At 69.2% G+C, this 24,142-nt stretch carries 22 protein-coding genes; 11 read left to right on the top strand and 11 right to left on the bottom strand.

The genetic code is table 11. The features are described from left to right. Positions 1-148: 148 nt before the first annotated feature. Positions 149-886, bottom strand: a complete 738-nt coding sequence (locus AB0N66_RS15375) for an SDR family oxidoreductase (RefSeq protein ID WP_365433855.1) — start codon at positions 884-886, stop codon at positions 149-151. 369 nt (positions 887-1,255) lie between these two features. Between AB0N66_RS15375 and AB0N66_RS15370 the strand changes: the two genes are divergently transcribed. Beyond that, positions 1,256-1,789: a GNAT family N-acetyltransferase gene (locus AB0N66_RS15370; protein WP_365433852.1), complete on the top strand. Its 534-nt coding sequence runs from the start codon at positions 1,256-1,258 to the stop codon at positions 1,787-1,789. Here the strand turns inward: AB0N66_RS15370 and kstD are convergent, their stop codons facing one another. Further along, on the bottom strand, positions 1,790-3,586 hold the full coding sequence (gene kstD, locus AB0N66_RS15365) for a 3-oxosteroid 1-dehydrogenase (RefSeq protein WP_365433850.1): 1,797 nt from the start codon (positions 3,584-3,586) through the stop codon (positions 1,790-1,792). A 373-nt stretch (positions 3,587-3,959) separates the two neighbouring features. Here kstD and AB0N66_RS15360 point away from each other — a divergent pair, with 373 nt between their 5' ends. Continuing rightward, entirely contained in the window at positions 3,960-5,603 is a 1,644-nt protein-coding gene (locus AB0N66_RS15360; protein WP_365433847.1) for a GMC oxidoreductase, read from the top strand. Positions 5,604-5,627: 24 nt separating this feature from the next. Here the strand turns inward: AB0N66_RS15360 and AB0N66_RS15355 are convergent, their stop codons facing one another. Together AB0N66_RS15355 and AB0N66_RS15350 are read right to left on the bottom strand one after the other, a co-directional pair. Beyond that, the gene (locus AB0N66_RS15355) at positions 5,628-6,107 is read right to left on the bottom strand and encodes a carboxymuconolactone decarboxylase family protein (RefSeq protein ID WP_365434499.1); all 480 of its coding nucleotides are present in this window, start codon (positions 6,105-6,107) and stop codon (positions 5,628-5,630) included. An 11-nt stretch (positions 6,108-6,118) separates the two neighbouring features. Further along, on the bottom strand, positions 6,119-7,195 hold the full coding sequence (locus AB0N66_RS15350) for a dihydrodipicolinate reductase (RefSeq protein ID WP_365433844.1): 1,077 nt from the start codon (positions 7,193-7,195) through the stop codon (positions 6,119-6,121). A gap of 287 nt (positions 7,196-7,482) precedes the next feature. Between AB0N66_RS15350 and AB0N66_RS15345 the strand changes: the two genes are divergently transcribed. Continuing rightward, positions 7,483-9,528: a SpoIIE family protein phosphatase gene (locus tag AB0N66_RS15345; protein ID WP_365433841.1), complete on the top strand. Its 2,046-nt coding sequence runs from the start codon at positions 7,483-7,485 to the stop codon at positions 9,526-9,528. 26 nt (positions 9,529-9,554) lie between these two features. Here AB0N66_RS15345 and AB0N66_RS15340 read toward each other — a convergent pair whose 3' ends face one another. Both AB0N66_RS15340 and AB0N66_RS15335 read right to left on the bottom strand, forming a co-directional pair. Beyond that, positions 9,555-10,559, bottom strand: a complete 1,005-nt coding sequence (locus AB0N66_RS15340) for a DJ-1/PfpI family protein (RefSeq protein ID WP_365433838.1) — start codon at positions 10,557-10,559, stop codon at positions 9,555-9,557. Further along, positions 10,547-11,194, bottom strand: coding sequence for an HD domain-containing protein (locus AB0N66_RS15335; RefSeq protein WP_365434496.1), 648 nt, complete (start codon positions 11,192-11,194; stop codon positions 10,547-10,549). The genes AB0N66_RS15340 and AB0N66_RS15335 overlap by 13 nt, the downstream gene beginning before the upstream one ends. Before the next feature lie 297 nt (positions 11,195-11,491). Between AB0N66_RS15335 and AB0N66_RS15330 the strand changes: the two genes are divergently transcribed. The 3 genes from AB0N66_RS15330 (at position 11,492) to AB0N66_RS15320 (ending at position 14,995) form a co-directional block, all read left to right on the top strand. Beyond that, a complete protein-coding gene (locus tag AB0N66_RS15330) occupies positions 11,492-12,643 on the top strand; it encodes a S1 family peptidase (RefSeq protein ID WP_365433835.1) in 1,152 nt (383 codons plus the stop codon). A 171-nt stretch (positions 12,644-12,814) separates the two neighbouring features. After that, a complete protein-coding gene (locus tag AB0N66_RS15325; protein ID WP_365433832.1) occupies positions 12,815-14,329 on the top strand; it encodes a metallophosphoesterase in 1,515 nt (504 codons plus the stop codon). Between the two features lie 30 nt (positions 14,330-14,359). Then, positions 14,360-14,995 (top strand): DUF1345 domain-containing protein, encoded by a 636-nt coding sequence (locus tag AB0N66_RS15320; protein WP_365433829.1) that lies wholly within the window; start codon positions 14,360-14,362, stop codon positions 14,993-14,995. A gap of 132 nt (positions 14,996-15,127) precedes the next feature. Here AB0N66_RS15320 and AB0N66_RS15315 read toward each other — a convergent pair whose 3' ends face one another. Then, positions 15,128-15,763, bottom strand: coding sequence for a TetR/AcrR family transcriptional regulator (locus AB0N66_RS15315; RefSeq protein ID WP_365433827.1), 636 nt, complete (start codon positions 15,761-15,763; stop codon positions 15,128-15,130). Positions 15,764-15,946: 183 nt separating this feature from the next. On the opposite strand from AB0N66_RS15315, the gene AB0N66_RS15310 reads away from it, so the two are divergent. From AB0N66_RS15310 to AB0N66_RS15290, 5 genes are all read left to right on the top strand, one after another. Further along, positions 15,947-17,020: a VOC family protein gene (locus AB0N66_RS15310; protein ID WP_365434493.1), complete on the top strand. Its 1,074-nt coding sequence runs from the start codon at positions 15,947-15,949 to the stop codon at positions 17,018-17,020. Positions 17,021-17,050: 30 nt separating this feature from the next. Beyond that, positions 17,051-17,989, top strand: a complete 939-nt coding sequence (locus tag AB0N66_RS15305; protein WP_365433824.1) for a fumarylacetoacetate hydrolase family protein — start codon at positions 17,051-17,053, stop codon at positions 17,987-17,989. Between the two features lie 19 nt (positions 17,990-18,008). Further along, positions 18,009-19,640 carry a bifunctional 3-(3-hydroxy-phenyl)propionate/3-hydroxycinnamic acid hydroxylase gene (locus AB0N66_RS15300; protein WP_365433821.1) on the top strand — a complete coding sequence of 544 codons (1,632 nt, stop codon included), beginning with the start codon at positions 18,009-18,011 and terminating at the stop codon, positions 19,638-19,640. After that, positions 19,637-21,619 carry an acetoacetate--CoA ligase gene (locus tag AB0N66_RS15295; protein WP_365433818.1) on the top strand — a complete coding sequence of 661 codons (1,983 nt, stop codon included), beginning with the start codon at positions 19,637-19,639 and terminating at the stop codon, positions 21,617-21,619. The genes AB0N66_RS15300 and AB0N66_RS15295 overlap by 4 nt, the downstream gene beginning before the upstream one ends. Positions 21,620-21,773: 154 nt before the next feature. Next, positions 21,774-22,394 carry an L-threonylcarbamoyladenylate synthase gene (locus AB0N66_RS15290; RefSeq protein WP_365433815.1) on the top strand — a complete coding sequence of 207 codons (621 nt, stop codon included), beginning with the start codon at positions 21,774-21,776 and terminating at the stop codon, positions 22,392-22,394. A gap of 39 nt (positions 22,395-22,433) precedes the next feature. On the opposite strand, the gene AB0N66_RS15285 is transcribed toward AB0N66_RS15290, so the two are convergent. From AB0N66_RS15285 to AB0N66_RS15270, 4 genes are all read right to left on the bottom strand, one after another. Next, a complete protein-coding gene (locus AB0N66_RS15285; protein ID WP_365434490.1) occupies positions 22,434-22,742 on the bottom strand; it encodes a hypothetical protein in 309 nt (102 codons plus the stop codon). Continuing rightward, positions 22,742-22,936 (bottom strand): hypothetical protein, encoded by a 195-nt coding sequence (locus AB0N66_RS15280; RefSeq protein WP_365433812.1) that lies wholly within the window; start codon positions 22,934-22,936, stop codon positions 22,742-22,744. Before AB0N66_RS15280 ends, AB0N66_RS15285 begins: the two co-directional genes overlap by 1 nt. Positions 22,937-23,039: 103 nt before the next feature. Further along, positions 23,040-23,750, bottom strand: a complete 711-nt coding sequence (locus AB0N66_RS15275; RefSeq protein WP_365433809.1) for an AAA family ATPase — start codon at positions 23,748-23,750, stop codon at positions 23,040-23,042. Between the two features lie 73 nt (positions 23,751-23,823). Next, entirely contained in the window at positions 23,824-24,060 is a 237-nt protein-coding gene (locus AB0N66_RS15270) for a DUF6296 family protein (RefSeq protein ID WP_365433806.1), read from the bottom strand. Between the last annotated feature and the right edge of the window lie 82 nt (positions 24,061-24,142).

Here is a 24,142-nt window from a genome sequence, read left to right as displayed (position 1 = left end):
GTGCCGCAGCGCGCGCCAGATACCCGGAGAGCCGCTCAGGCCGTGGTCGTGGTGTTCCAGCGCTGTGCGCAGACCGCTCCACCGTCCACCGACAGGTCGTTCGCGGTGATGAAGGCGGAGTCCGGCCCGGTCAGGAACGCGGCGGCGCTCACGATGTCGTCCGGGTGCCCGCCCGGCGGGCACCGGAGAGGTCGATCATGGCCTGGATGTGGGCGCCCGCCGGGCCCTGGAGTTCCTGCGCGCCCATCGGGGTGGAGATCACCCCAGGGCTGATGGTGTTCAGCCGCGCGCCCTTGGCTCCCCAGCCGTGCGCGGCGGCCTGCACCCTCAAATGGTTGCCACGCTTGGCCACCACATAGGCCAGGCGGGGATCGGCGTCGGGGTCGAGTTCCTTGTGCCCCAGTAGTTCGCCCGTGGGCGCGGTCGCGAGGTGCCGCTCGAAGTCCGCAGCCAGCGAGGCGAAGTGCCCGGTCATGCTTGCCACACACACCAGTGACGTGCCGACAGCGGCAACGGCGAGAAAGGCGTCGATCACGTGAGCGGTGCCCAGCAGGTCCACCTCGTATATCTGCCGGGCGGTCGCCGTGACGGGCGACACGCCCGCGGTGTGGACGACGGCGTCGACTTGGCTGGCGGAGTGCGCGGCCGCTGCCCCGGCGGCGTCTGCCAGCTTCTCGACCGAGTCCCACCGCGAGACGTCCACGATGTGCCCCTCGGCCTGGTGACCCTCGCCGCACAGCGTGGCGACGGCCGCTTCCAGACCCGGGGCGGACCAGTCGGCCAGCAGAATCCGCCGCCCGCCGCCGAGGCGCCGGGCAACGGCCAGGCCCATGCCCCCGGTACCGATGACGACGAGGACGTTGCGTGCGGCGGTCTGAGGGCTCATTTCGACTCCTTGGCTTGCTGGGGCTTGCCGCGTAGGGGGCGGGTTGCTGGGTAAGGGGCGTCCGCTGCTCGGCGTCACCTTCGGCACGCCGGCGAACCCCTCGCCGCCGCGGGCGTGGACTGCCGCGGTGACCTGCCGGACGGCAGTCGAGGTCATCGTCATGAGCGGCATTGTCTTGGCGACGACACCCGCGCGTGAGCGGAAAGGTTCCGCCGACGGCGAAGGAATCTCCCCGGGATCGGCCTCGACGGCGGCGCCCTGGCGCACCACTGAGCGGGCGGTGCTGATCACCGCGTCGAGCAGGCCTCCCCCGGCGGACCTACCCCCGCCATTGGCTCGATGATCCGTCCGTCAGGCAGGATGGGCGCCATGACCGAGATCCACACCCCCCGCCTCCTTCTCCGCCGCTGGTACGACGACGACATCACGCCCATGGCGGACATCAACGCGGACTCCCAGGTCATGCACTGGATCGACGACGGTTCGGTGCGCGACCTGGAGTACACCGCCGAGGAGATCGAGCGGTGGGAGGAGGAGTGGGACGAGGAGGGTTTCGGGATCTTCGCTGTGGAGCTGCTGGCCTCAGGCGAAGTGGCCGGCTTCGCCGGTCTGTCCGTGCCCGAGTTCCTGCCGGAGGTGCTGCCCGCCGTGGCGATCAGCTGGCGGCTCGGCTCACAGTTCTGGGGCCAGGGATACGCGTCCGAGGCCGCTCATGCCACGCTGGAGTTCGCGCTCCAGGACCGCGGCCTCGACCGTGTCATCGCCATCAACCGGATGGGTAACGACGCCTCCGAGAACATCATCACCAAGCTCGGCATGGTGCCGGAACGCGAGACGACCCACCCGGTGTACGGCTATCCCCTGCACGTTCATGCCATCGATCTCACCGAGTTCGAAGGCTGATCACGGGACGCCGGCCGCGATGTCCCGCGCGGCGATGTAGCCGAAGGTCATCGCGGGGCCGATCGTGGAGCCCGCGCCCGCGTAGCTGTGCCCCATGACCGCGGCGCTGGCGTTCCCCGCGGCATACAGGCCGGGGATCGCGGAGCCGTCGGGCCGCAGTACGCGCGCCCGGGCGTCCGTGCGCAGGCCACCCTTGGTGCCCAGGTCGCCCGGGACGATCCTGAAGGCGTAGAACGGGGCGAGCCACAGGGGCGCCAGGCAGGAGTTGGGGAGGATCGCGGGGTCGGTGTAGTAGTGGTCGTAGGTGCTGTCACCGCGGTGGAAGTCCGTGTCCTTGCCGCTCTGGGCAAGGCTGTTGAAGCGGTTGACGGTGGCACGGAGGGCGGCCGCGGGGACGCCGATCCGACCCGCGAGAGCATCCAGCGTCCAGGCCTTGTGCGCGGCGCCGGACTGGTACCACGCGTCCGGGAACGTGAAGGTCGGCGCGACGTCCCTGAACAGGTAGCGGTTGCGGTAGTTCTGGTCGACGATCAGCCAGGCCGGGATGTCCGGGGCCGTCGCGTCACGCTCGTACATGATGTGCACGACATCGCTGTAGGGAGCGGCTTCGTTGACGAAACGCGCGCCCGCGGCGTTGACGAGGAGGCCGCCGGGGAGTGTGCGTTCGGCGAGGCAGAAGTAGGGCTGGTCGGGCAGCGGGATCGCCGGGCCCCACCAGGCGTCGTCCATCAGGTCGAGCGCGGCGCCGGCCCGCTCGCCCGCCTGGATGCCGTCGCCGGTGTTCTCCTTGGCGCCCACCGTCCACGCGGTGCCGATGGGCTGTTGCTGGTACTGGTCGCGCATGGCCGCGTTGTGCTCGAAGCCGCCGGAGCCGACGATGACTGCGCGGCGCGCCCGGACGAGGCCCGGAAGGCCGCCCTGTGTCACCACGGCCCCGGTGACGGATCCGCTCTCCATGTACAGGTCGGACAGCGGGGTGTTCAGCCACACGGGCACCTGCGCGGTGAGCAGTCCGGCGCGCAGGCCGGCCGCAAGTGACTGGCCCATGGTGAGGGGTTTCTGGCCGAGCAACGCCGCCTTGGTGCCGCGGGCCAGGCACTCGGTGGCGACGGCTGCGCCCTTGACGCTGACCGCGGCGAGAGTGAGCCACTTGTAGTCGGCGCTGAAGACGACCATGCCGTTCGGGACCGTCATGTACGAGGGGTTCAGGCGGGCGAGTTCGGCACCCAGGATGTTCCCGTCGAGCTGCGCGGGTTCGATGGAGCGGCCGCCCGGCAGTCCGCCGGGCAGCTCCGGGTAGTAGTCGCTGTATCCCTCCATCCACCTAAAGCGCAGCGGGCTGTTGGCCATGACGAAGGAGAGCATGGCGGGGCCCTTGCCGAGGAAGGCCTGTTGGCGCGCGGCGGAGATGTCGGGGCCGACGACCGCCGCGAGGTAGGCGGCGGCTTTCGCCGGGGTGTCGGGGACACCGGCGGCGAGGATCACCGGGTTGTTCGGTATCCAGATGCCCGCGCCGGAGCGCGCCGCCGAGCCCCCGAAGGTGGCCGCCTTCTCCACGACGACACAGCTCAGGCCCTGCTTCGCGGCCGTCAGCGCGGCGGTCATCCCCGCCGCTCCAGAACCGATCACCACCACGTCGTACGTGCCCAGCAGAGGCAGCTCCGCGGCGTCGGCCACGCTCGGGAGGCCGGCCGCGAGCGCGAGGGAGGCTCCCGTGGCGCCGAGCACCCGGCGGCGCGACGGCCCGGGTGCGGCAGCGGATTCGGTACGTCTCGCACGGGTCGCACTGGTGGACATGCAGGGCGCTCCAACGGGGCGAAGGGACGGGAGGACGTGCTGTACCCCGGGAAGCAACGGGCGCTGGGCGTCCCGGTTCTGATGTGGCGTCAGGAATGTTGCGCGGGGGTCTTGTGAAGTCAAGGGGCGGCACCGCCGGGCGCCGCACGGCAGCACACCAGGGGGTGTCCGACGCTCCCTCACGACGATCCGGCGGCGCAAAGCTGTCGGCGGCGCAGGGCTGCCGGTCCGGCTCCGAGGCTGCGTGCCCCGCGGCGGCCGGGACCCTCCTGCCGTCCCGAAATCGGACGCAAGTTACCTAGAGGTATGTAGTGACTTAACACGCTGGCAACAGTAGAACGTGTTCTCACTCGTCAAGAGTGAGGAGTGTCACATGAACGACACTACCATGCACAACAAGCCCACCAGAGGTGTCTCGCGCCGTAGATTCATCACTGGAACAGGTTCTATTCTTGGGGCCGTCACCCTCTCGGCTCACGTCGCGTCGGCCCAGGAGCAGGCGGTCACGGCGGCCGGCCCGATCGCCCCCGGAGCCCATGTCGCCGCCCTGGTGATCGGCACCGGGTACGGCGGTTCCGTCGCCGCCCTGCGTCTCGCCCAGGCCGGCGTCGACGTACACATGATCGAGATGGGCATGGCCTGGGACACCCCCGGCACGGACGGCAAGATCTTCGCCAACACCACCACCCCGGACTACCGGTCGTACTGGCTCCGCACCAGGACCAAGCAGCCCCTCAGCAACTTCCTCGGTTTCCCGATCGACAAGGACATCCCCCGCTACACCGGGATCCTGGACGCCGAGGAGATGGGCGGCATCATCGTCTACCAGGGCCGCGGAGTCGGCGGCGGTTCCCTGGTCAACGGCGGCATGGCCGTCACACCCAAGCGCGAGAACTTCGCCGCCGTCCTCCCCTCGGTCAACGCCGACGAGATGTACGGCACTTACTACCCGCGGGCCAACGCCGGGCTCGGGGTCGGCACCATCGACCCGGCCTGGTTCGAAACCACGCCCGGATACCAGTACGCGCGGGTCGGCCGCAAGCACGCCCAGCGGTCCGGGTTCCCGTTCGTCTTCGTCCCCGACGTATACGACTGGGACTACATGAAGCAGGAGGCGGCCGGAACGGTCCCCAAGTCGGCGATGGCGGGCGAGATCCTCTACGGCAACAACTACGGCAAGAAGTCACTGCAGAAGACCTACCTCGCCCAGGTCGCGGCCACCGGCAGGGTCACCATCTCGCCGCTGCACAAGGTCACTTCGGTCGCCCCGGCGGCCGGCGGCGGCTACACGGTCCTCATCGACCAGATCAACACCAACGGTGACACCACGACCACCAAGACCGTCACAGCGGACCGGGTCTTCTTCGCGGCCGGCAGCGTCGGCACCAGCAAGCTCCTGGTCAAGCTGAAAGCCACCGGCGCGCTGCCCGGCCTCAACTCCGAGATCGGCAAGGGGTGGGGCGACAACGGCAACGTCATGTGCGGTCGCGCCAACCACCTGTGGGACCCGACCGGTTCCCTCCAGGCGAGCATTCCATGCGGCGGCATCGACAACTGGACCGCCGGTGGCGCGTTCGCCGAGGTCGCGCCGCTGCCCACCGGGATCGAGACGTTCGCCTCGTTCTACCTGTCGATCACCAAGAACCCGAACCGCGCGCAGTTCACCTGGAACGCCGCGACAGGCAACGCCGAACTCAACTGGCAGACCGCCTGGAAGCAGCCGTCCATCGACATGGCCAAATCAATCTTCGACAAGATCAACGCGAAGGAAGGGACGATCTACCGCACCGACCTCTTCGGCGTCTACAAGATCTGGGGCGATCACCTGACCTACCACCCGCTCGGCGGCGCGGTGCTCAACAAGGCCACCGACAACTACGGGCGTCTGCATGGCTATTCCGGCCTGTACGTCATCGACGGTTCGCTCATTCCCGGCAACACCAGTGTGAACCCGTTCGTCACCATCACCGCGCTCGCCGAACGGAACATCGAGAAGATCATCGCCACCGACCTGTAAAGGCGGCGACCACGGAAACCCGGTTCAGTGCGTGGGCAGCACGCACACGGCGTCGAGGCCGAGTACATGGTTGAGCCGGCCGAACGCCAGCCAGGAACCGATGCTCATGCTCAGCTCCACGATCTCGTGCTGACTGTAGAGCGCGGTCATCCGCGCCCAGAACTCGTCATCGAGACCGTGGTGATCCAGTGCGTACCGCTCGGCGTACTCCGCGGCCAGCCTCGTGCGGTCGTCGAATACGTCGGTGGTACGCCACTGGGTCACCGCCTCCGCGAACTCCTCCTCGACCTTCTGGCCCTCCCGTTCGGTCCGCCAGTCGAGGCAGAAGAGACAGCCGTTGATCTGCGCGATGCGCAGCCTGGCGGCCTCGAACTCGCGCAGCCCCAGGGTGCTGTGCTCGTACACGGACAGCGAGAAGTTCGCGGCGGCCATCCCGATACCGGGGACCATCTCTCCCCACACGTACCCGATCGGCTCCTGGCCCTCGGGGATGTCGATCTGCATGGTCATGGGGGTCACTTCCTTCCGAGTCGGCCGACTGCCGGGCGCAGCGGGACGTCGAGCGCGTCATAGAGTCCGGGTTCCGCGTCCACCAGCCAGTCGATGGCGCCCACCAGCCGGCCGACCGCGGTGGCGTTCCCGCCGGCGGACCGGTTCTCGCCCTCGTCGGTGGCCTCGACGGTGACCTCGATGCGGGGACGGCCCTCGATGATGACGCGATGTGCTCCGTCGCCGCCGTCAGGCGGCGTCGGCCAGTCCGTTGCGCAGGACGCGTGGATGCGGGTGACGTGCTCGATGACGATGCGGGGTTCGCCTCCGACGATCCCCTGCACCTCGAACCGCACGGCGCCCTGGGTACCTGCCTCGAACTCCCCCATCGTCCGGGTGCTCACCATGGCGTCGAGCGGCCTGCGTTCCAACGTCTCCCGGATGTCGTCGAGTTCGACACCGAGGGCCCTGGCCATCAGCCGTATCTGTCCGCCCCACACCATGGTTGGAATGGACGGCGCGAGCATCAGCGGCTCGTAGTCCATGGGATGACCCATACCGATCAGATGGCGAACGGAATCCTCCTGGTCGTACGTGGAGTAGTCGAAGATCTCCTGGCAGCGGATGCCGTCGATCGTGGTGCCGAGTCCGCTGATCAGCAGGGGCAGTACGTCGTTGCCCCAGCCCGGGTCGACACCCGAGACGAAGAGCGAGCCGCCGCCGTCGGCGATGGCCCCGAGCACCGGATCGCGGAACTCGGGCGGAGCGTTGCGCTGGTCGTAGAGCGGGTACAGCGCGGGTGTGACGACCACGGCGCCGGCGCGGATCGCCCTGCCGATGTCGTCGAGAGCCTCATCGGGCCGGATGTCGCCGGTCGCCGCGTAGACGACGGCCCCGGGAGCGGCGGCCAGTACGGCGTCGATGTCGTCGGTCGCCGTGACCCCCAGCCCGTGGTCGAGGCCGCCGAGCTCGCCCGCGTCGCGGCCGACCTTGGCGGAGTTGTGGACGAGTACTGCCGCGAGTTTCAGCGCCGGGTGGGCGTCGACGGCGCGGATGGCCGCGCGGCCCACGTTGCCGGTGCCCCAGACCACCGTGGAAATCATGCGGCGGAGAGTAGCCAGAGGACCTCAAGGTTCATAGAGCCGTGACCGGTGAAAATGTCTGATCGGCCGGGACTCGCAGAGGTCCGGTTTCGGACGGCACGGGCGATCACCCGTACGGCCGCGTGCGGGATACGGCGGATTTCTGTCGCTACGCCCGCCACCTGCGGTTTCTGGGCCGCTCCGTGGTTCAGGTGTTGCCCTCCGGGGCACGGTGTGACGTAATCGAAGAACCCGAAGGGCGGATCTTGGCGATGCCGGTGCCAGCCGCGCCGGAAGGAGCGGCTGGAATGCACGGGTACGCAACCGGAAACGACGACGGGGTCACCGCCGCGCCGGGAGGACTGCTCGACCTGCTGCAAGTCGCGGCCGTGGTGGTCGACAGCCACGGGCACATCGGGTTGTGGAGTCCCGAGGCCGAACAGCTGCTCGGGTATCGGGCGGAGGAAGCTCTCGGCCATCGCACCGACGAACTCCTGGTCACGCCCGACAACCTGCAACAGGCGCGCCAGGTGTTCGCGCAGGTGCGGTCGGGAGCCCGCTGGGCCGGGGTCTTCCCGATGCGCCACAAGGACGGCACGGAACGCCCCGTCGAGTTCCGCACCATGCGACTGCACGACAGAGACGGGCGAATCCACCTGTTGAGCCTGGTGACGGACGCCACCACCGTACGGCGCGTGGAGCGGGACCTCGCGCTGTCCCACAGCTTTGTGCAGCAGACCCCGATGGGCATCGCGGTCTTCGACAACGATCTGCGCTGGGTGGGCCTCAATCCGGCGCTGGAGCGGATCAACGGGCTCCCCGAGGAAGCGGTCCTGGGTCATCGCATCGCGGAGATGCTGCCGGATCTCGACGTGGAGGCCATCGAGTCACGCATGCGCCTTGTCCTGGCCAGCGGCAAACCCCTGCTGGACCAGCAGTCCGTCGGCAGGACGCCGGCGGACACCGAGGAGCGCGCGTACTCGGAGTCGTACCACCGCATCCAGGACGCGGAGGGCCGTGTACTCGGACTCGCGATGTCCATCATCGACGTCTCGGAGCGGCAGCAGGCGGCGGCCGAGATCTCCCAGGCCCGCGAGCACCTGTCCGTGATCGCGGACGCCGGTGCCCGCATCGGCACCACGCTGGATCTTCAGCAGACCGCCCGGGAGCTGGCCGACGTGGCCGTTCCGCAGCTCGCGGACCTGGCCGCCGTCGACGTACTCGAAGCTGTGGTCGCGCACGGCACCACCACGGCGGTCGTCGGAGACGCTCAGGCCGAGTTCCGTGCGCTGGCCGTGGCGGCCGGTTACCTCACGGACGCCATCCACGCCGCGGACCCGGTCGGCGAACTGGCCACCTACAGTTCGACGCGGATCATCACCCAGTGCGTTAGGGAGGCCAGGCCGATCCTGGTGGAACACGTGGATTCCGCCATGATGCGGCGCATCGCCAGGGACTCGCACGCCGCCCAGACCCTGCGCGTGGCCGGCGTCCACTCCTATCTGGCCGTTCCACTGGTCGCTCGGGGCGAGGTGCTGGGCACACTCAGTCTGTACCGCACGATCAACACCCGGCCGTTCGACGAGCAGGACCGCATCCTCGCGTCGGAGCTCGCCGCACGCGCGGCGATCTGTGTCGACAACGCCCGGCTCTACGGACGCGAACGCAGCGCCGCCCTCACCCTCCAGCGCAGCCTGCTCCCCCGCACGCCCGTGGACCAGGACGGTCTCGACATCGCCGTCCGCTATCTGCCTGCCCTGAGCGAGGTCGGCGGGGACTGGTACGACGTGCTGCCGCTGAGCCGGGGACGGACCGGTCTGATCGTCGGCGACGTGATGGGCAAGGGTGTCCAAGCTGCCGCGGTCATGGGCCAGTTGAGCACCGCCACCCGCGCCCTGGCGCGTCTCGATCCGTCTCCCGCCGAGTTGTTGGGCCACCTCGACGACATCGCGGGTTCACTCGGTGACACGATCGCCACCTGCGTGTACGCCGTGTGCGACCCGCGTCGGGGCACCTGCGAGCTGTCCAGCGCCGGTCACCTCCCGCCGGTCGTGATCCGCCCCGACGGCAGTGCGGACCTTCTCGACATCCCCGGCGGCGTGCCCCTCGGCGTCGGCGGCGTGCCCTTCGGCACCCTGGAGGTGGAACTGGCGCCGGGTTCTTTGCTCGCCCTGTACACCGACGGTCTGATCGAGAACCGCACGGAGCCCATCGACGCGGGCCTGGAGAGGATGACGCGGCTCCTGCAGAGCACACGGCAGTCCTTGGAGCGGATCAGCGACATGCTGCTGGACGCGTTGCGCCCCGAGCCCGACGACGACGTCGCCCTGCTGCTGGCCCGCATACGCGAGTGACGGCGGGAAGGGCAGCTACCAGCCGGTTACCCGTCCGCCGCCCTGCCCGTCGTACGGAAGCGCGCCCGGTACGCCGTCGGTGAGACGCCCAGCGTCTGCTGGAAGACCCGGCGCATGGACTCCGCCGAGCCGAAGCCCGCCTCCTGGGCGACCGCGTCGACGGTGTCGGTGCCGGATTCCAGGAGTGCCCGCGCGGCTTCGAGGCGCACCGACTCGACGTACCGGCCCACGGTCATTCCCGTCTGCGTACGGAAGAGTCTGCTGAGGTGGCGGGTGCTGACTCCGGCGCCGCGGGCGAGCGCGTCCAGATCGCGGGCCGCGGCGGGGTCGGCTCCGACCAGATTCATGACGCGGCGGACTACCAGGTGGGTGGCGTCCCGGGGGGTCAGGCGAGCGCTGAACTGGGACTGGCCGCCGGGGCGTGCCATGAAGACGACGAGTTCGCGGGCGACGTCACGGGCCGTGTCGGGGCCGTGGTCCTCCTCGACGAGGGCCAGGGCGAGGTCGATGCCCGAGGTGACTCCGGCGGAGGTGATGACGTTGCCGTCCCGTACGAACAGCGGATCCGTCTCGACCGTCACCTTCGGATAGGCGGCGGCCAGCTCGTGGGCGAGCTGCCAATGGGTCGCGGCCCGGCGGCCGTTGAGCACGCCCACCTCCGCCAGTAGGAAGGCGCCGGCGCACACGGACGCGACCCGCTTGGCTCGTCCGGCCAGGTCCACGGCGGCGGCGACCAGGTCGTCGTCGGTGACCACCTGCCGCCATTCGCGTCTGCCGGGGACGATCAACGTGCCCAGTCGGGCGGGTACTTCGTCCCAGCTGCCGTCGACGCCGATGCGCACGGCCGCGGAAGTGCGGATGTCGGCGCCGGTGACGGACACCAGGCGCACGTCGTAGCGGGCACCGTAGGCGTTGGCCGTCGTCAGGACCTCCACGGGGCCGGTGACGTCCAGGAGTTGTACGCCGTCGAAGGCCAGCACCGCGACAACGTGGGCCGCGGTGCCGGAGAAGCCGGGGATCACTCGGGCCATGGAGAGTCGAGGATGGTGCGGACGAAGTCTCCCCGCTCGAAGCCGGGTACGAAGTGCTCCAGTACGTCGGCCTTGACGTTGCCGAAGGTGGTCTCCGGCTTGGGGCTGATGCCGTCGGTGAAGGCGCCGAGGATCTGGTTCTTGAAGTCGGGCCGGGGGTGCAGGGCGACGATGCGCGCCCGGTCGGCGGCGGAGATGTCCTCGTAGCCGATGCCCAGGACGTCGTACTCGACGCCCGCCGTCACCAGGGCCACCTCCGGTTCCATGAACTGCGGGATGGCGGGCGTGGTGTGCAGGGCGATCGCCGTCCACACGCGGCGGATGCTGTCCTCGGGGACGTCGTGCGACCGCAGGAAGCGGCGGGCCTCGTCCGCTCCGTCCACCTCGAAGCGGCGTCCGCTGGAGTGGAAGCGCTCGGACAGTCCGAGGTCGTGGAACATCGCGCCGAAGTAGAGCAGTTCGGGGTCGAAGCTCAGGTCGCGGTTGCGGCCCTGCAGCGCGCCGAACAGGTACACGCGGCGCGAGTGGTGGTAGACGAGGTCGCTCGTGGTGTCCCTGACCAGTTCGGTCGCCTCCCTTGCCAGCTTGGTGTCCGGCACGCTCACCCCGGCGACCGGGTTCGAGTCGGTGGTCATCGCGTTCACCCGCACTTCTTTCTCATTGCCGCCGCCGGTCCGTCCGGCGACACAATCCAGCCTCGTCGGTTCGGTGGCGTGGCGCCACGGCGGCAGGGCCAGACAACCCACAGATACGGACACCCGCGCGCCGTACGCGGCTGAGTCGCCCTTGAAGGCGCTGGTCAACAATCCCTGCGCTTGGCATGGACCTGCCCATGATCACCGGCTACCGTCATCGACGCACGTTCCAGAGAGCGCTCTCACCCTGCCCTTCCGCTCCCCACCCCACGACCGGAACGACGAAAGGCAACTCCCTTGAGACGCAAGACAGTTCTGCGATCCTGTCTCTCCGCGGCCTTGCTCCTGAGCACCGTGGCCGCCGGTGTCACCACCCAGGCGTCCGCCGCCGAGACCCCCACCGCCGCGGACAACGCCCCGGCATCACCCGGCCTGATCACCGCCATGCAACGAGACCTGGGCCTGACCGAGACCCAGGCCACCGCCCGGCTCAAGGCCGAGGCGACGGCCCGTACCGTCGAGCGCGCGGCCAAGCGCGTTGCGGGCGGCTCGTACGGCGGATCGTGGTTCGAGGCGGACAGCGGGAAACTCACCGTCGCGATCACCGACAACGTACGAAGGGAGGCCGTCGAGGCCACCGGCGCCCGGGTCGCTCTCGTCGAGCACAGCGAGCGTCAGCTCGACGCCGCGCTGGCGCGGATCGACAAACTCGACGCCCCCTCCGGTGTCAGCGGCTGGCACGTCGACCCCAAGAGCAGCTCGGTCGTCGTCGACGTGGTCGCCGCGCGAAAGAATGACAACGATGTCCAGGCCTTCGTGACCCAGGCCCGCCAAGCCGGTCCGGTGACGGTCGACAATTCGGGACAGGCACCGCGCACCCTCGCCGCCGGGACCGTCGGCGGAGACCCGTACTACACGGGCAACGTCCGCTGTTCCATCGGCTTCTCCGTGTACGGGGGCTTCGTCACCGCCGGACACTGTGGACAGCCCAGCGCCGGTGTCAGCGGCTGGGACGGCAGCTACATCGGCAACTTCCAGGGTTCCTCCTTCCCCGACAACGACTACGCCTGGGTCAACGTCGGCAGCGGCTGGTGGACCGTGCCCGTCGTCCTGGGCTGGGGAACCGTCTCCGACCAGCTCGTCCGCGGCTCGGGAGAGGCTCCCGTCGGCGCCTCCATCTGCCGCTCGGGCTCGACCTCCCACTGGCACTGCGGCACCGTGCTCGCCAAGAACGAGACCGTCAACTACAGCCAGGGTGCCGTGCACCAGATGACGAAGACGAACGTCTGCGCCGAACCCGGCGACTCCGGCGGATCCTTCATCAGCGGCGACCAGGCCCAGGGCGTCACCTCGGGCGGCTGGGGCAACTGCGGCAGCGGCGGCGAGACCTGGTACCAGCCCATCAACGAGATCCTCAGCCGTTACGGGCTGACCCTCCACACCGCCTGATCGGTAGTGATGGCCGTTCCGGCACGCGCCACGTGCCGGAACGGTACGGCAGCCATCACACAGCGGAAGGGTGCGGCACCCGCCACGAAGTCTCGTCCGCCCACCATGAGTTGTCCGGCTCGAACCGTCCCCGCTCGTCGCGTCTCAAAAGATCGTTGTTACGGTTCACCGATGTCCGACTCATCACGCGACACCTCTGAGGGCGCCGGCTGGGGAACCCCGGAACCCGGCGACTACAAGGAACTGATGCCGCACCGGGTGGAGAAACTCTCCTGGCTCAACCCGAAGACGCTGTGGCCCGCCCGCAACGGCCTGCTGGCCTCCTGGTTCGGGGACCCCACGGGCCGCACCCGCAGCCGATGGGTGGAGCAGCGCAGAGCAGCCGGGGCACCCGCGGACGCGGTGATCCGGCGCGATGATCCGGACGACTTCTCCTTCATGGTCATCGGTGACACCGGCGAGGGCGACGACCCTCAATTCGCCGTGGTCCCAGGGTTTCTGAAGGTCAGTCAGGACACCAAGTTCGCCGTCCTCGCCAGTGACGTGATCTATCCGGTCGGCAGCGCCACCGACTACGGCACGAAGTTCTACCGCCCGTACCAGGACTATCAGGCACCCATCTACGCGATACCCGGCAACCACGACTGGTACGAAGACCTCCAGGCCTTCATGCGGGAGTTCTGCGACGCGCTGCCTCCGGCACCGCAACCCTCGCCGCGCCGGCTGTCGAAGGCCTGGCTGCGGTCGCTGCTGTGGCACACACCGGGCAAGGCCGACGAGCAACACCTCGCCCAGGCACGGAAGATGCGTTCCGCGCCCGCTCAACAGGCCGTCCAGCCGGGCCCGTACTGGGCCATCGATGCCGGACCGGTGCGCATCATAGGAATCGACACCGGGCTCCTGGGCACCGTCGATGCCGAGCAGGGCCGTTGGCTGCGTGAGGTGTCCAAGGGAGACGTCCCCAAGATCCTCATCACCGGCACGCCTTTGTACGTGGATGCCGAGTACCACCCGTGCCCCATCGAGGGCGGCGGCACCGTCGACGACATCGTGCGCGATCCCGGGCATCACTACGTCGCCGCGATAGGGGGCGACATCCACAACTACCAGCGCTATCCGGTACGGGTGGACGGTCGCACCATCCAGTATGTGGTCGCGGGCGGCGGCGGGGCGTTCATGCACGCCACCCACACCATCGCCCCTGTCTCGGTCGCCGAGGTCACCGAGGAGGACTTCCGCTGCTATCCGCTGCGCGGTGACTCTCTCGCCTTCTACAGCAGGCTCTACGGACGCCGTCTCCACATGCGCCGCTTCTTCACGCTCACCGAGGCCGAGGCCACGGCGGTCATCGCCGAGCGCCTCGGCATCACCCCGATCCGTGACCAGGGCGAGTCGGCCGAGGTCACCCTGCGCACTCGCCTCGTCGCCACTCTGCTGGGCGCAGGCCGCCGTCCCGGCCTCGCCTCACGCTTCCGCCTCCCGGTGCGCAAGACCTACACCCAGCTGTTCTCGCCCGGCTCGGCGACGTACAGCCCGCCCTTCTTCAAGTGCTTCCTGCGCCTGGACGTCACCCCGGACTCCATCCGGTTGCGCTGCTTCTCTGCGACCGGGAACCGGAAGCAGGAACTCGACCCGCCCGTCGAGGACGAAGTGACCATTCCCCTCGGGGCAGGCCTGCCGGGCTGACCGGCAGCAACAGAGATAGCGTGGCCGTGTATGAGGATGAAGCTCCCCCTGGATGCCGTGCCGCGCCTGATCGGCGCAGTGGTCCTCGGTGCCGCGGTCGGTCTGACCGTGGGACTGTCGACGGACGTCCTTCTGGGGCTGATGGCGGGGATCGCCGCGACCGAACTGTTCTTCGTGGTGGCGGGCTGGCTGGTGCTGTGGCCCATGGACGCCGCCGCCACCCGCCGCAACGGGCGGCGCGAGGACTTCCAGCCCCTGACCGACGAGATCGTGGTGGTCGCGGTGGCCCTGTGCGGGCTGTCCGCGATCGTCCTCCTGGTGCTCCGCGGCGGCAAGGCCGACGACGGCCAGGCGGCGGCCGTCACGGCCCTGTGCGGGGTGTTCCTGGCCTGGTCCGCGCTGCACCTGATGTACGCCACCCGCTATGCCTATGCGTACTACGAGGACGACGGCGGAATCGACTTCAACTCCGACCAGCCGCCCTCGTACCGCGACTTCTTCTATTTCAGCTACAACCTCGGAATGACCTATCAGGTCTCCGACACCGACGTCTCGAGTTCCGCGATCCGCTCGATGGTGCTCAGGCACACACTGCTGTCGTACGTGTTCGGCACCAGCATTCTCGCCACGGCCATCAACGTCGTCGTGGGCATCGTGAGCGGCTGAAGGACAGCGGGCCCGTGCCGTTCCCGTGCGGAGTCCCGCGCGACGACTGCCGCAAGCCCTGAGGTGTTGTCAGAAACCGGTTCTGGCACAGATCTTGGGAGTTGGCCGGCCTGGACCGGTGCTCTGCGCCCGTCAGCCGAGGTCGGGCAGTGGGCGACGGGCGACGTCGCGGGCGTCCTCCGGCGAGACACCCAGCATGCGGAGCAGCATCTCGGCGAGGTTCGACGCTGCCTCGTCACCGTCCAGTTCCGGGCGGGCGAATCGCAGTTCCACCAGCGCCAGCAGGGAGCCTCCCAAGGCCGTCAGCGCGATGGTCGGATCGGCGATGATGAAACGGCCGGAGGCGATGCCGGCCTCCAGGTCACGTGTGGCACGCGCAGCCAGACCCGAGTCGGAGTGGATGTGGCTGAGGCCGCGGTGGCGCATGACCTGCATCAGCTCAGGTTGGGAGTCGGCCATGCGCACGCCGAGACGGAAGCCCGCCGCGACGAGCTCCGCCGGGTCGTCGATGCCTTGCAGATGTTCGTCGAAGGTCTGGCCGAGTTCTTCGAGGGCGTCCCGCACCGCCGCGTCGAACAGTTCCGCCTTCGACTCGAAGTGGTTGTAGAAGGAGCCGAAGCCGACGTCCGCGCGCTCCGCGATCGCCTGGATGCTGACGCTGGCGTCCCCGGTCTCGGCGAGTATCTGCCGAGCCGCGCGGACGAGCGCCTGACGGGTCTCGGCGCGTCGCCGTTCGAATCGGTTGTGGGGCGGGGCTGACGTCGGCATGCACGCGAGCTTAGCAACGGAACCCCCCTCACCACAGTTCTGATGAATCCATCAGTTCATTCGGACAGAGCCCTTGACGATCGAATAATCAAAGCTGATGATTTCCTCATTACAGCGAAGTTACCTGGAGGAGACATCGACGTCAGGACAGCCCACCAGGACCTCCACAGCGAACAAGGCGCCCTGCGCGGCGAGCATCCAGGACGCTCACGCAACCCCGTGATCAAGGTGGCCGACCTGGCCTGGCTGGAGTTCGAGAAGCCCGGCCTGGACCGCGCCGAGGTCTTCGCCCGGGACTTCGGGTTCGGGATCGCCGCGCGGACCGAGCGTGAACTGTGGCTGCGCGGCAGCTTCGCGGGCTCAGCGTGCATGGTGATCCGACGCGGCCGTACGTCCCGCTTCATCGGCCCCGCGTTCCGTGTGGCCGAGAGGGCCGACCTGGACCGGCTCGCCCGGTCGACGGGGACGGATGTACGGGACGCGGACGTACCGGGCGGCGGCAGCGTCGTGAATCTGCTCGACCCCTCGGGCTTCCCCGTGCGCGTGGTGCACTGCGGCGAGGAACTGCCCGCGCTGCCCGAACAGCAACCGCTCCTGCTCAATTTCGGCACAGATCACCGTCGTACGAATGTCACGCAGCGCCCGCCGCGTGAACCGTCCCGTATCCAGCGCCTGGGGCATGTGGTGCTGGAGACGAGAGTGTTCGCCCGGGCCCTGGACTGGTACCTGGACACGCTCGGCATGATCGTGTCCGACTTCCTGTTCCTGGACGGCCGGCGTGACCGCGGCCCGACCATGGCGTTCATCCGCTGCGACCAGGGCGGTGTGGCGGTCGACCATCACACGCTGGCCATGCATCTGGGTCCGGGCAACGGCTACGTGCACTCCGCCTACCAGGTAACCGACCTGGACTCGATCGCCGCGGGCGGTGAGTACCTGAACGAGCGTGGATACAAGCGCAGTTGGGGCATCGGGCGGCACATCTTGGGCAGCCAGCTCTTCGACTACTGGCGTGACCCGGACCGCTTCATGCTGGAGCATTTCGCCGACGGCGACCTGTTCTCCTGCGACCTGGAGCCCGGCTGGGCGCCCATGTCGACCAGCGGCCTCGCTCAGTGGGGGCCACCGGCCACCCGCGACTTCCTCGGCGCCAGTCCCTCTCCCGCCCGGGTCCGCGACGTCTTCCAGGCCCTGCGCGGCGACAACGAACTGGACCCGGCACGCCTGCTGGGTCTGCTGAAAGCAACAAACTCCTGAACCCGCCAACCCCCTGCTGAAGGTAATGACATGAGCACCAACGTCCTGCGTACCGCCGACGGCTGGTGGGTGGTGCGTGACGCGCGCGCCGTCCGTATCGACACCAAGGCCGAGACCACCGCCGAGCTACTGGCCGACCGCGACTCCGTACGCGAGGCCGCCGTTCCCGGTGCGGCGGGTACGCCCGTCGCCGACCTGGTCGCCCTCTCCCCCGTCACCACCCCGTGCCGGGTGGTCGCCCAGATGGTCAACTACCGCAGCCACGCCCGCGATTCGGGCTTCACCGGCGACATCCCGCCCGCCTTCTTCCGGAAGGCGTCCGGCTCGGTGAGCGGTCCGCACGACAACATCGTCCGCCCGCCACATGTGAAGTTCCTGGACTACGAGATCGAGCTCGGCCTGATCATGGGCGCATCCCTCCCGGTCGGCACGGTCGTCGAGGAGCGGGACCTTCCCGTCTACGTCGCCGGGCTCGTGATCACCAACGACGTCAGCGCCCGCGACGTACAGCTGACCAAGACGCAGTTCTACGAGAGCAAGTCGTACCCGACCTTCACGCCGACCGGGCCGTATCTTGCACTGCTGGAACCGGAGGACTTCGCCCATCTCCTCGATCTGCGGCTGAAGCTGTCCGTCGACGGCGACCTGCGCCAGGACCGCACTCTTGCCGACATGATCGTCCGGCCCGCGCAGGCACTGACCCTGCTGGCGCGCTTCCAGACCCTGGACCCCGGCGACCTGCTGCTGACCGGCACCCCCGGCGGCACTGCCCTCAAGGCACCGCACAAGGCGGTCGAGAAGATCGGCGCGCTGCTGCCGCCTGCCCTGAGGTGGAAGGCCTTCTTCAAGAGCCAAGCCCGCAACCCCCACTACCTGAACCAGGGCGACCTGATCACCGCGACGATCGCCACGCCGGACGGGCGGATCGACCTCGGTGAGCAGCGCACCGCTGTCGCCGACGCGACCTGATACCCGAAGTGAGCCGCACATGACCGTCGACCAGGCCGCCGGACCACGGCACACCGCACCCGGGCCGGGACACGTACCCGTGGTGATCGTCGGAGCCGGACCCGTGGGTGTGACCGCCGCCCTTCTGCTCGCCCGGCGTGGAATCCCTACCGTCGTCCTCGAACGCCACCGGGAGGTCTACCCCCTGCCGCGTGCCGTCGCCATCGACGACGAGGTGCGCAGGATCCTCCAGGCCGCAGGGGTCCACGAGGAATTCGCCGCCATCGCCCGCCCCGCGCTTGGGCTACGGCTGCTGGACGCCAGGCACCGGGTGATGGCCGAGTTTCCGCGCGCCGCGCAGGGGGCACACGGATTCCCGCAGACCAGCATGTTCGACCAGCCGGAGTTGGAGCGCGTGCTGCGCGCCGCGCTGGCCCGCACCCCGGAGTGCGAGCTGCGCGGCGGGGCGGAGGTCGGCGTCGTCGAGCAGGACGGCGACGGTCCGGTCCGGGTGACCTACCGCGACGACGAGGGCGAACACCTGCTGTGGGCGGACGCCGTCCTCGGCTGCGACGGCGCGGGCAGCCTCACCCGCGACGCCATTGGCGCCGGATGGGAGGACCTGCACTTCGAGGAACGCTGGACCGTCATCGACGTACGCACCAGTCTCCCGGTCCGCTGCTGGGAAGGGGTCGAACAGATCTGTGATCCGCAGCGGCCGGCGACCTTCATGCGTATCGGCGAGGACCGCTACCGCTGGGAGTTCCGGCTGCCGGACGACTCCGAACTGGATCGCGAGCGCCTACGGGAGTTGCTCGCCCCGTGGGTGGACCTCGCGCCCGGCGTCGACTTCGAGGTGGTGCGGCAGGCGCAGTACACCTTCCGGGCGCGTATCGCCGACCGCTGGCGCCGAGGTCGCGTCCTCCTTCTCGGCGACGCGGCCCACCTCACGCCGCCCTTCGTCGGACAGGGGCTGTGCGCGGGCCTGCGCGACGCCTACAACCTGACCTGGAAACTGGCCCGGGTCCTGCGACAGGGCGCCGACGAGCGGCTGTTGGACACGTACGAGAGTGAACGCAAGCCCCACGCCCGTCATGTGATTCGCCTCGCGGTCGCCATGGGCTGGGCCATGACGGGCGGTCAGGACGGCGCCGCCGCCATCCGCCGAGGCGTCCTGGGCGCGGCCGTCCGCATCCCCGGCCTGACCGCGGCCGCCGCCCGTGGCCTCAGCCCGGCGCTGACCGCCGGGCCACTCGTACGACGCCGTGTCCGCCTCGGCGGGGGCGGTCTCGTCGGCGGCTTCTGCCCGCAGCCGTGGGTAAGTGCCGACGGGCGGCGCGCCCGCCTCGACGAACTGCTCGGCGACTCCTTCGCCGTCCTGAGCGCCGTACCGCTCCCGCCCTTTCTGAAAGCGGTCGCCGACGGCCTCGGTGCCCGGACCGTCCCCGTGACAGGCCTCGGCGACGACGGCCGGCTCGCCGCCTGGCTGCGCGAGGGCCGGGCCGATGCCGCGCTGCTGCGGCCCGACCGTGTCGTCATGGACGTCGTCCCGTCCGGCGGCCGCGACTTCACCGGCAGAGCGGGCTGGGCGTCCCTGTTGCACACGACACAAAGCTCTTTCCCTTCCCAATGGACCGTTGAGAAAAGCCTGTTGAGGAGCACGACGCGATGAACACTCCACATCCGGTCCCCTTCTTCACTCCCGATCCGGAGGCGGTGGCAACCAGCCGTATCGCGGACTTCGCCCGGCGCCGAGGCATCGACGCCGGTGACTACGCCGCCCTGCACCGCTGGTCGGTCACCGACCTGGAGGACTTCTGGGGTGCGGTGTGGGAGTACTTCGATATCGAGGCGGACACACCGTACGAGCAGGTGCTGGCCGAGGAGACCATGCCCGGCGCCCGCTGGTTCCCCGGCGCCACCCTCAACTACGCCCACCACGCCCTGCGCAACCTCACGGACGACGACGTGGCGATCGTCGCCCTCGACGAGACCGGCTCCGCGTATGAGGTGACCGGGAAGCGGCTGCGCGCCCAGGTCGCCTCCGTCGCCGCCACCCTGCGCGAGCTGGGTGTCGGCATGGGAGACCGGGTCGTCGGCTATCTGCCCAACACCCCGCACGCGATCGTGGCGTTCCTGGCCGCCGCGAGCCTGGGCGCCGTGTGGTCGGTGTGCGGGCAGGACTACGCGCCCGAGGCGGCCGCCGACCGCTTCGCCCAGCTGGAACCCACCGTCCTGATCGCAGCCGACGGCTACCTCTTCAACGGCACCACCCACGACCGCCGCGAGGCCATCCTCGAACTGGCCGGCGCGCTGCCGACCTTGAAGGCGACGCTGCTGGTCGACCACGTGGGACTGCCCTGGCCTTCGCGGAACTACCCGTCGCTGGTCATCCCGTGGGAGGACGCGTCCACCCGCACGGAACAACTCGCCTGTACCTCCGTGCCGTTCGACCATCCGCTCTGGGTCGTCTTCTCCTCCGGCACGACCGGTCTGCCCAAGGGCATCGTGCACGGCCACGGCGGAGTCCTGCTGGAACACCTCAAGTCCCTCGGCCTGCACTCCGACCTCGGCCCCGGCGACCGCCTGCTCTGGTACACCACCACCAACTGGATGCTGTGGAACATGGTCGTCTCCACCCTCCTGACCGGTGCCACGACCTGTACCTACGACGGCAGTCCCGCGCTGCTCACCCGGCCCGACATCCTCTGGGAACTGGCGGCCCGCCATCGCGTCACGGTGTTCGGCACCAGCCCCCAGTACCTGCTGGGCATGGCCAAGTTCGGCATCGACCTGTCCGCGCACGACCTGTCGTCCGTCCGCGCGGTCGGCTGCACCGGCTCCGTCCTGCCCGCCTCCACCTACCCCTGGGTCCGCGACCACGTCGGCGACCGCATCCCGCTCGCATCCGTCAGCGGCGGCACCGACATCGTCTCCGGCTTCGCCGGCAGCGCACCCACGACCCCCGTCTGGGCGGGCGAGCTGTCCGCTCCCCACCTGGGCGTGGCCCTGGCCGCGTACGACGCCGAGGGTTTCCCGGTCGTCGACCAGGTCGGCGAGCTGGTCGTCACCCGCCCGATGCCGTCGATGCCGCTCTCCTTCTGGAACGACCCCGACGGCACCCGCTACCACGACGCCTACTTCTCCTCGTACCGAGGTGTGTGGCGGCACGGCGACTGGATCACGGTCACGGGACACGGCTCGGTGATCGTCCACGGTCGCTCCGACTCCACCCTCAACCGCAACGGCGTACGCCTCGGCAGCGCCGACATCCACGACGTCGTGGAACGCCTCCCCGAGATCACCGAAGCCCTCGTCATCGGCGCGGAAGAACCCGACGGCGGCTACTGGATGCCGCTGTTCGTGGTCCCCGCGGCCGGGGTGACCTTGGACGACGCCCTGCGAGAAAGGATCAAGGAGGCGATCCGCACCGGCGCCTCTCCCCGCCACGTACCCGACGAGATCCTCGAAGTCCCTGCCATCCCGCACACCCGCACAGGCAAGAAGCTCGAAGTCCCCGTCAAGCGACTCCTCCAGGGCCTTCCGGTGGACCAGGTCGTCAACCCGGCCTCGGTGGACACCCCCGGCCTCATCGACTACTACGCCCGTCTGGGAGCCGACCGCCGCAGTAGGAGGAGTACGGAGGTGTGAGAACGGGTCGCGGGCCACGGCCCCGAACGCTCCCCCGAATGGCACACCCAGGTGGACAGGCACCTGGGTGGCCGGCCGCCCTGTCGACGGGAGACAGCGAGGCGCACCTGGGGAGGCGGTCGGAACGCCGCCTTCGCAGCCCTAAGCTCGACGTATGGCCAAGTACTTTGACGTGCACCCGGAGAACCCGCAGCCGCGCACCATCAGCCAGGTGGCAGAGATCATCCGCGGCGGAGGTCTCGTCGCCTATCCGACGGACTCGTGTTTCGCGCTCGGATGCCAGCTGGGCAACCGGGAAGGGCTGGACCGGATCCGCTCGATCCGCCGGCTCGACGACCGCCACCACTTCACCCTGATGTGCCAGGACTTCGCGCAGTTGGGCCATTTCGTGCACCTCGACAACACAGTGTTCCGGGCGATCAAGGCGTCCACGCCCGGCAGCTACACCTTCATTCTCCCTGCGTCGAAGGAGGCCCCGCGCAGACTGCTGCACCCGAAGAAGAAGACCGTCGGCGTCAGGATTCCCGACCATGTCGCCGCCCAGGCACTCCTCGCCGAACTGGGTGAGCCGCTGCTGTCGAGCACCCTGCTCCTTCCCGACGAGGACAAGCCCCTCACCCAGGGGTGGGAGATCAAGGAGGAACTCGATCACGTGGTGGACGCCGTCCTCGACTCCGGCGACTGCGGCACCGAGCCGACGACGGTCATCGACTTCTCCAGCGGGGAAGCCGAGATCGTACGCCGGGGAGCCGGCGACCCTTCCCGGTTCGAGTAGTTCGGCCTCTGGGCGGGCGGCGTCGCACGCCGCGGGCGCTCACAGGTCGAGGACGGCCCGGAGTGCGTTGTCGACGAGCGCCTGCTGTTCGGGACCGATGTTGCCGTGCGGGGTCCCCGTCTCGAAGCGGGATGCCGACAGCTGAACAAGGTTGACGGCGACGACCGACGCCTCCACCGGGGCAGCCAGGCGCACGCTCATGGCGGTGTCGGGGTGCACGGCCGGGGCGTGCAGGACGAGCGCGACCACGGCCCCGTACGCGTCGGCGAGCCCGTCGAGGCTGACGACCAGCACCGTACGGTTGCCCTTGCCGGTGTCGACATCCCACACGTCGCCCTTGCGGATCATCACAGGGCGTCGCCCTCACCGTCGAGGTCGAGGGCGGCGTGGGCATCGACGGCGGCGAGTTTACGGGCGGCGTCGAGCGTCATCTGACGGCGCACCGCCTGCACGATGTAGGCGTTCAGCGAGGGTGCGTCGGCGGCGGCGGCGCGCAACGCGTGGTCCATGGTGTCGGGGATCCGCACGGTGACTACACTCATGCAGCCAAATGTAGTGGCACGCATGGAGTCACCGCCAGTGCCAAGGGGATCGTCCGGGGCTCCTGGATGACGATGACCCGCAGGCCTGTCTGCCGGACATCGTCTACGGCTCCACGATGTGCCGCAGATAGGCCTGCGGATCGGCGAGGTAGCGGCGCCAGTGGTCGACCACGCCGAGCTCCCGCCAGGCGACCCTGCGCATGCCGTGCTCGCCGACCTCGATGATGTCCGCGCCCGGCAGGGCGGTCAGCAGTGGGGAGTGGGTGGCGCAGACGACCTGGCCGCCCTCCTTGGTCAACCGGTCGATGTGCCCGATGAGTTCGAGGCAGGAGGAGAACGAGAGGGCGGCCTCGGGCTCGTCCAGGACATAGAGCCCGGCCTGCAGGAACTTGCCTCGGAACGCGGCCAGAAAGCCTTCGCCGTGGCTCACCGACTCAGGCGAGAAGCCCTCCCTGCCCAGGGCGTCGAGCGCGGTCTCGGCCCGCAGGAAGAAGCCCTTGCGGGCCGACCAGCTGGACGCCATGCGGCGCCCGCGTGGGGCCGCGTCGAATCTCATCCGCTCGCCGAGCACCGACTTGCCCCGCTGGGAGGCGTAGCGCCAGTCGTGAGAGCCGCCGTAGGAGTCCAGGCCGAACGCCTCCGCCAGCGCCTCGACGAGGGTCGACTTTCCCGAGCCGTTCTCCCCGACGAGAAAGGTCACCGGCGCGGTGAAACGCAGTCCCTCGTCGAGCAGCTGCCGTACACAGGGCACTGACCACGGCCAGGTGTCCTCGTCGTACGAGGAGAGGTGGGCATACGCACGTTCGACAATCACGTGCCCAGTGTCACCTGCCGCACTGACATGCCGAGGTGAAGCCCGGCGGAAGGCTCTTCCGAGGCGCGGGCTCTCAGGGAAGCGGTTCGGCGGAGGGGGCCGTCGGTGACTGGTAGGCACCGCTGGCCAGCATCCGCACCTCCCCCGTCGAGCTGATCTCGGCACGGAGGATGCCGGTGGGGTCGCAGTACACGGGGTTGCCGCCCGGTCCCACGCTATTGGTCCGTTCGACGATCACGTCATCCGTCGTGGTGTCCGTATCCGATCGCCGACGGGTGAAGGACAGCCGGTAGCGGTCCGTGGTTTCCATGACGACCTCCAGCGCTTGATGCAGCCCCGATAGACAAAAGATGATAAATAGACCCATCTCCATGATGCAGCCGGACGATCCC

Source organism: Streptomyces sp. NPDC093544 (genome assembly GCF_040683495.1).
Lineage (GTDB): Bacteria > Actinomycetota > Actinomycetes > Streptomycetales > Streptomycetaceae > Streptomyces.
Note: the sequence above shows the minus strand (reverse complement) of the source record. Positions and strands in the feature narration are given on the sequence as shown.

Coding starts and splice junctions, on each gene's coding strand:
- AB0N66_RS15325 (WP_365433832.1), top strand. CDS start 12,815: ATGTCCGACTCATCACGCGACACCTCTGAGGGCGCCGGCTGGGGAACC.
- AB0N66_RS15290 (WP_365433815.1), top strand. CDS start 21,774: ATGGCCAAGTACTTTGACGTGCACCCGGAGAACCCGCAGCCGCGCACC.
- AB0N66_RS15270 (WP_365433806.1), bottom strand. CDS start 24,060: ATGGAAACCACGGACCGCTACCGGCTGTCCTTCACCCGTCGGCGATCG.
- AB0N66_RS15315 (WP_365433827.1), bottom strand. CDS start 15,763: ATGCCGACGTCAGCCCCGCCCCACAACCGATTCGAACGGCGACGCGCC.
- AB0N66_RS15340 (WP_365433838.1), bottom strand. CDS start 10,559: ATGGCCCGAGTGATCCCCGGCTTCTCCGGCACCGCGGCCCACGTTGTC.
- AB0N66_RS15370 (WP_365433852.1), top strand. CDS start 1,256: ATGACCGAGATCCACACCCCCCGCCTCCTTCTCCGCCGCTGGTACGAC.
- AB0N66_RS15280 (WP_365433812.1), bottom strand. CDS start 22,936: ATGAGTGTAGTCACCGTGCGGATCCCCGACACCATGGACCACGCGTTG.
- AB0N66_RS15350 (WP_365433844.1), bottom strand. CDS start 7,195: ATGATTTCCACGGTGGTCTGGGGCACCGGCAACGTGGGCCGCGCGGCC.
- AB0N66_RS15295 (WP_365433818.1), top strand. CDS start 19,637: ATGAACACTCCACATCCGGTCCCCTTCTTCACTCCCGATCCGGAGGCG.
- AB0N66_RS15355 (WP_365434499.1), bottom strand. CDS start 6,107: ATGCAGATCGACATCCCCGAGGGCCAGGAGCCGATCGGGTACGTGTGG.
- AB0N66_RS15320 (WP_365433829.1), top strand. CDS start 14,360: ATGAGGATGAAGCTCCCCCTGGATGCCGTGCCGCGCCTGATCGGCGCA.
- AB0N66_RS15305 (WP_365433824.1), top strand. CDS start 17,051: ATGAGCACCAACGTCCTGCGTACCGCCGACGGCTGGTGGGTGGTGCGT.
- AB0N66_RS15360 (WP_365433847.1), top strand. CDS start 3,960: ATGAACGACACTACCATGCACAACAAGCCCACCAGAGGTGTCTCGCGC.
- kstD (WP_365433850.1), bottom strand. CDS start 3,586: ATGTCCACCAGTGCGACCCGTGCGAGACGTACCGAATCCGCTGCCGCA.
- AB0N66_RS15345 (WP_365433841.1), top strand. CDS start 7,483: ATGCACGGGTACGCAACCGGAAACGACGACGGGGTCACCGCCGCGCCG.
- AB0N66_RS15375 (WP_365433855.1), bottom strand. CDS start 886: ATGAGCCCTCAGACCGCCGCACGCAACGTCCTCGTCGTCATCGGTACC.
- AB0N66_RS15300 (WP_365433821.1), top strand. CDS start 18,009: ATGACCGTCGACCAGGCCGCCGGACCACGGCACACCGCACCCGGGCCG.
- AB0N66_RS15335 (WP_365434496.1), bottom strand. CDS start 11,194: ATGACCACCGACTCGAACCCGGTCGCCGGGGTGAGCGTGCCGGACACC.
- AB0N66_RS15285 (WP_365434490.1), bottom strand. CDS start 22,742: ATGATCCGCAAGGGCGACGTGTGGGATGTCGACACCGGCAAGGGCAAC.